We start from the raw sequence: 4,202 nt of genomic DNA on the forward strand, positions 1-4,202 counted from the left end.
AAATGGAGGTAGAACAAAAACTGAAACTAAAACAGTTGACTGGGCAAGGCAGGCCGTTAGTTTAGGTGCTGGAGAAATTTTATTGACCAGCATGAACAATGACGGTACAAAAAATGGCTTTGCACTGGATATTACTGCAACATTATCAAATGAATTACCGGTGCCTGTAATTGCAAGCGGCGGTGCCGGAACGATGGAACATTTTAAAACGGTATTTGAAAATGCCAATGCCGACGCAGCACTGGCAGCAAGTATTTTTCATTATAAAGAAATTGAAATACCGGATTTGAAACAATATTTACATGGGGAAAAAATTACAGTCCGATTATAATGGAACGTTATTTATACATATCGCCGGCAATAATTGCATTACTTATTTTTATTTACATGCGTAATGTGCAGGCAAAACGGAATGATAAATTACGGCAACGATTTTGGAAACGGGAAGAAGAATTAATTCAAATGCTGGAAGCTAAAAAGAATAAAACTGAAAATACCGATAATGAACAACACCATTCAAACTCCTCTTCAAGTGATGGAGGTAATTGATTTCACGAAATATGCAGATGGACTTGTGCCTGCAATAATACAGGATGATGCAACCCGTAAAGTATTGATGCTGGGTTTTATGAACGAAGCGGCTGTTGCAAAAACACAGGAGTTGCAAAAAGTAACTTTCTTCAGCCGCAGCAAAAACAGGTTATGGACCAAAGGAGAAGAGAGCGGTAATTACTTATTAGTGAAAGATATAAAAGTTGATTGCGATAATGATACCTTACTCATTAAAGCAACACCACTAGGCCCCACCTGCCACACCGGCGCCGATACCTGCTGGAATGAAAAAAATATAACCGATAATTTTTTACTGGAGCTGGAGCAAATTATACAAGACAGAAAAAATAATCCTACCGATAAATCTTACACCAGTTCTTTATTTGCAAAAGGCATAAATAAAATTGCACAAAAAGTGGGAGAGGAAGCGGTGGAGACAGTTATTGAAGCAAAGGACGATAACGCAGCATTGTTTTTAGGCGAAGCGGCCGATCTGTTATTTCACTACATGATTTTACTGCGGGCAAAAAATTTTTCGCTGAATGATGTTATTGAAGTGTTGAAGGGAAGACACAAAAATTCGTAAAATATTTCTTTTGGTTTATACCTGGCTGAAATTATTTTTTTTGCACTGCAACAAATAAAAAAACATTCTTGATAAAGGCCTTTTTAAAACTATATTGCAACTTTAATTACTAATTTTCGTATCGAATTTTCATCTGCCGCAATCATTGGTGCATGCACATCTTCCGGAAAAAAAATGGCAAACTGCCCATTGGTTAATTGAAAATACATATCAGGAACATCGTTAAAAAAGCTTACATCTTTTTCAGGATTGTAATCGCCTTTGGGTGCAGTGCAAATATGGCGTGGCTTCCACCCAATAGTTTCTTTGCCGTTAATGCAAAATTGTATGTCTATGTTTTTATCATGGCATTCAAACTTGGCAATTGATTCTGCTGCCGACATGCCAGGTTTATCAGAGAAGATAGCTTTTAAACCATCGGCTATTTCGTATTTACCCATTTCAATATTTGCAAGGTCGGTACTGTTGATGTACTCAAATGCTTTTGCAAACAAAGGATGAAGGCTGGTGTATTTGGATGCGTTGGATAATGTGTCGATGATCATACTCCTGTCCCCTAAAGGGGAACTTAGTTTTAAAGGTTATAAAATAATCGGCGTTTCAATTAATTGAAACGTTCCGAATTTAATTTGTTGAATAAAGAACTAAAAGTAAAAGAGTGTCTCGCCTTAGGCTAGACCAATGAAGCTAAATTATGTTTGCAGTCTGGTTCAAAAAAAAGAAGCAAACTGTAATCGTACGCTAAGAATAATTCAAATGATGTAACAATTTTAGTTCCCCTTTAGGAGACAGGGGTCTTTACCGTTGCACCCTTCCGCTGCCATCACCCTTCATCAATTCCTTCACATCACTTAATGTAGCATGATTTAAATCGCCGGGTATGGTATGCTTTAATGCACTTGCAGCAACGCCAAACTCAGCAGCATCAGCCGTACTCATACCGGTAACCAGCCCGTAAATTAAACCGCTGGCAAAACTATCGCCACTGCCTACACGGTCAACAATGCGTACATTATATTTTTTGGTGTGATGAAAAGCTTTGCCATCATACACCAGTGCACTCCAGCCATTATCACTGGCACTGTAGCTTTCTCTTAAAGAAGATGCAATAAATTTAAAATTAAATTTTGCCTGCATCTGGTTAAACACATCTTTAAAACCATCAAGGTTTAATTCACCTTTGGTAACATCAGTATGTGCGGCTTTAAAACCTAAGCAGGTATCAGCATCTTCTTCGTTGCCAATACACACATCTACGTAGCGGCACAATTCCGTCATTACCTGTTGTGCTTTTTCTTTACTCCATAATTTTTTACGGTAATTTAAATCGATGCTGGTGGTAATGCCTTTTGCTTTAGCTGCTTTTAATGCCGCCATTGTTAAAGCCGCAGCTTTATCGCTTAATGCCGGTGTAATACCGGTGGTATGAAACCAATCGGCACCATCTAATATTTTATCAAAATCAAATTCGCTTATGTCAACATCGGCAATAGAAGCGCCAGCCCTGTCGTACACTACCTGCGATGCTCTCATAGATGCGCCGGTTTCTAAAAAGTAAATTCCCAGCCTGTCGCCACCACGGGCAATATATTGTGTATCCACACCATAGCGGCGCAAATGATTTATTGCTGATTGACCGATGGGATTGCTGGGTACTTTGGTTACAAAAGTCCCATTTTCGCCATAGTTACAAATTGCAGCGGCAACATTTGCTTCGCCACCGCCATAGGTAACATCGAAGGAATCGGCTTGTACAAAACGTTTAAAATCGGGAGTAGATAAACGCAACATAATTTCTCCAAGAGTAACAACTTTTTTTAGCATCGTTAAATATTAATTCTGATGAAAGATAATTTTTGGCCTCAAAGATGATTATTAATTGTTTAATGAACAAGGAATACTATTTTAATTATAACTAAATTTACGGAAACGTTTGCGTAATTATTTATGTGCTTGTGCTTAAATTAAAATAATATTGTTGAACGATAAAACCATAAGCAATATGAAAAAAGATGTACTGCTGCAACTAATTCCGCAACAGGGAATGTTACCCCTCTATTTTAATAAAGATACCCAAACCAGTGTTGAATTGTTGCAGGCATTATACAGTGCCGGTGTAAGAACAGTGGAATATACCAACAGGGGCGAAGCTGCTTTAGCAAACTTTAAGGCCATGAAAAAGATTTGCGAAACAGAGTTGAAAGATATGCATTTGGGAGTAGGCACTATTAAGAATGGCGAGATGGCACAAACTTTTATTGATGCCGGTTGTGACTATATCATTTGCCCGGGCCTTGTAGAAAGTGTGGCTAAAGTTGCTGATGTCAATAATATGCTTTGGGTGCCTGGTTGTATGACGCCTACTGAAATTATTGCTGCCGAAAATTTAGGGGCAAAGATGGTAAAACTTTTTCCGGGTAATATTATTGGAATGGCATTTATGAGTGCGGTAAAAGAATTGTTTCCTAACTTGTTGTTTATGCCTACCGGCGGAGTAGATACCAGTAAAGAAAATATTGAAGGCTGGTTTAAAGCCGGTGTGTGCGCTGTGGGTATGGGCAGTAAACTGGTAAGTAAAGAAGTAATGGCAAACAAACAATACGATTTACTTATTGAAGAAACTAAAAAAGTGATGTCGATAATTAAGGAGTGTAAAAAATAATTCTTCGGCTGGCTCAGCCTAAAAAATATTCAACATAGCTATATGAACGAAAAAATTGGTAAGTACCGCTGGACGATTTGCGGATTGTTATTTTTTGCAACCACAGTAAATTATTTAGACAGGCAGGTGCTGAGTTTACTGCAACCATACCTTGCCGAAAGATTTAGCTGGAGCAATACTGATTATGCAAATATTACTTCGGTGTTTCAATTTGGTTATGCACTTTCCATGTTGTTTGCAGGAAGGATTATCGATAAACTGGGTACAAAAAAAGGGTATGCCTGGGCAATTATTATTTGGTCGCTTGCAGCAATGGTCCATGCTTTTGCTATTCCAATTGGAGAAACTATTTCTGTAATGTTAGGCTGGTTTGGTATTGCAGGATTCTCTATTTCTGTTTTA

General features: G+C 38.1%; 7 protein-coding genes. 5 read left to right on the forward strand and 2 right to left on the reverse strand.

The features are described 5' to 3' along the window. The 3 genes from ACY65O_RS09180 to hisIE all read left to right on the forward strand — a co-directional run. The coding region (locus ACY65O_RS09180; RefSeq protein WP_462220556.1) for a HisA/HisF-related TIM barrel protein at positions 1 to 331 on the forward strand (331 nt) is incomplete at its 5' end. Then, positions 331 to 549, forward strand: coding sequence for a hypothetical protein (locus tag ACY65O_RS09185; RefSeq protein ID WP_462220557.1), 219 nt, complete (start codon positions 331 to 333; stop codon positions 547 to 549). The genes ACY65O_RS09180 and ACY65O_RS09185, both read left to right, overlap by 1 nt. Then, positions 503 to 1,138, forward strand: a complete 636-nt coding sequence (gene hisIE, locus ACY65O_RS09190) for a bifunctional phosphoribosyl-AMP cyclohydrolase/phosphoribosyl-ATP diphosphatase HisIE (protein ID WP_462220558.1) — start codon at positions 503 to 505, stop codon at positions 1,136 to 1,138. Before ACY65O_RS09185 ends, hisIE begins: the two co-directional genes overlap by 47 nt. An 89-nt stretch (positions 1,139 to 1,227) precedes the next feature. On the opposite strand, the gene ACY65O_RS09195 is transcribed toward hisIE, so the two are convergent. Then, positions 1,228 to 1,683: a NanQ anomerase/TabA/YiaL family protein gene (locus tag ACY65O_RS09195; protein ID WP_462220559.1), complete on the reverse strand. Its 456-nt coding sequence runs from the start codon at positions 1,681 to 1,683 to the stop codon at positions 1,228 to 1,230. 253 nt (positions 1,684 to 1,936) lie between these two features. Then, positions 1,937 to 2,962: a PfkB family carbohydrate kinase gene (locus tag ACY65O_RS09200; RefSeq protein WP_462220560.1), complete on the reverse strand. Its 1,026-nt coding sequence runs from the start codon at positions 2,960 to 2,962 to the stop codon at positions 1,937 to 1,939. A 154-nt stretch (positions 2,963 to 3,116) separates the two neighbouring features. Between ACY65O_RS09200 and ACY65O_RS09205 the strand changes: the two genes are divergently transcribed. Both ACY65O_RS09205 and ACY65O_RS09210 read left to right on the forward strand, forming a co-directional pair. Continuing rightward, the gene (locus ACY65O_RS09205; RefSeq protein ID WP_462220561.1) at positions 3,117 to 3,800 is read left to right on the forward strand and encodes a bifunctional 4-hydroxy-2-oxoglutarate aldolase/2-dehydro-3-deoxy-phosphogluconate aldolase; all 684 of its coding nucleotides are present in this window, start codon (positions 3,117 to 3,119) and stop codon (positions 3,798 to 3,800) included. 42 nt (positions 3,801 to 3,842) lie between these two features. Beyond that, positions 3,843 to 4,202: MFS transporter (locus tag ACY65O_RS09210; protein ID WP_462220562.1), on the forward strand; the 360-nt coding region annotated here is incomplete at its 3' end.

Origin of the sequence: Ferruginibacter sp., assembly GCF_031430955.1 — a bacterium.
In the GTDB taxonomy this organism is placed as follows: Bacteria; Bacteroidota; Bacteroidia; order Chitinophagales; family Chitinophagaceae; genus Ferruginibacter.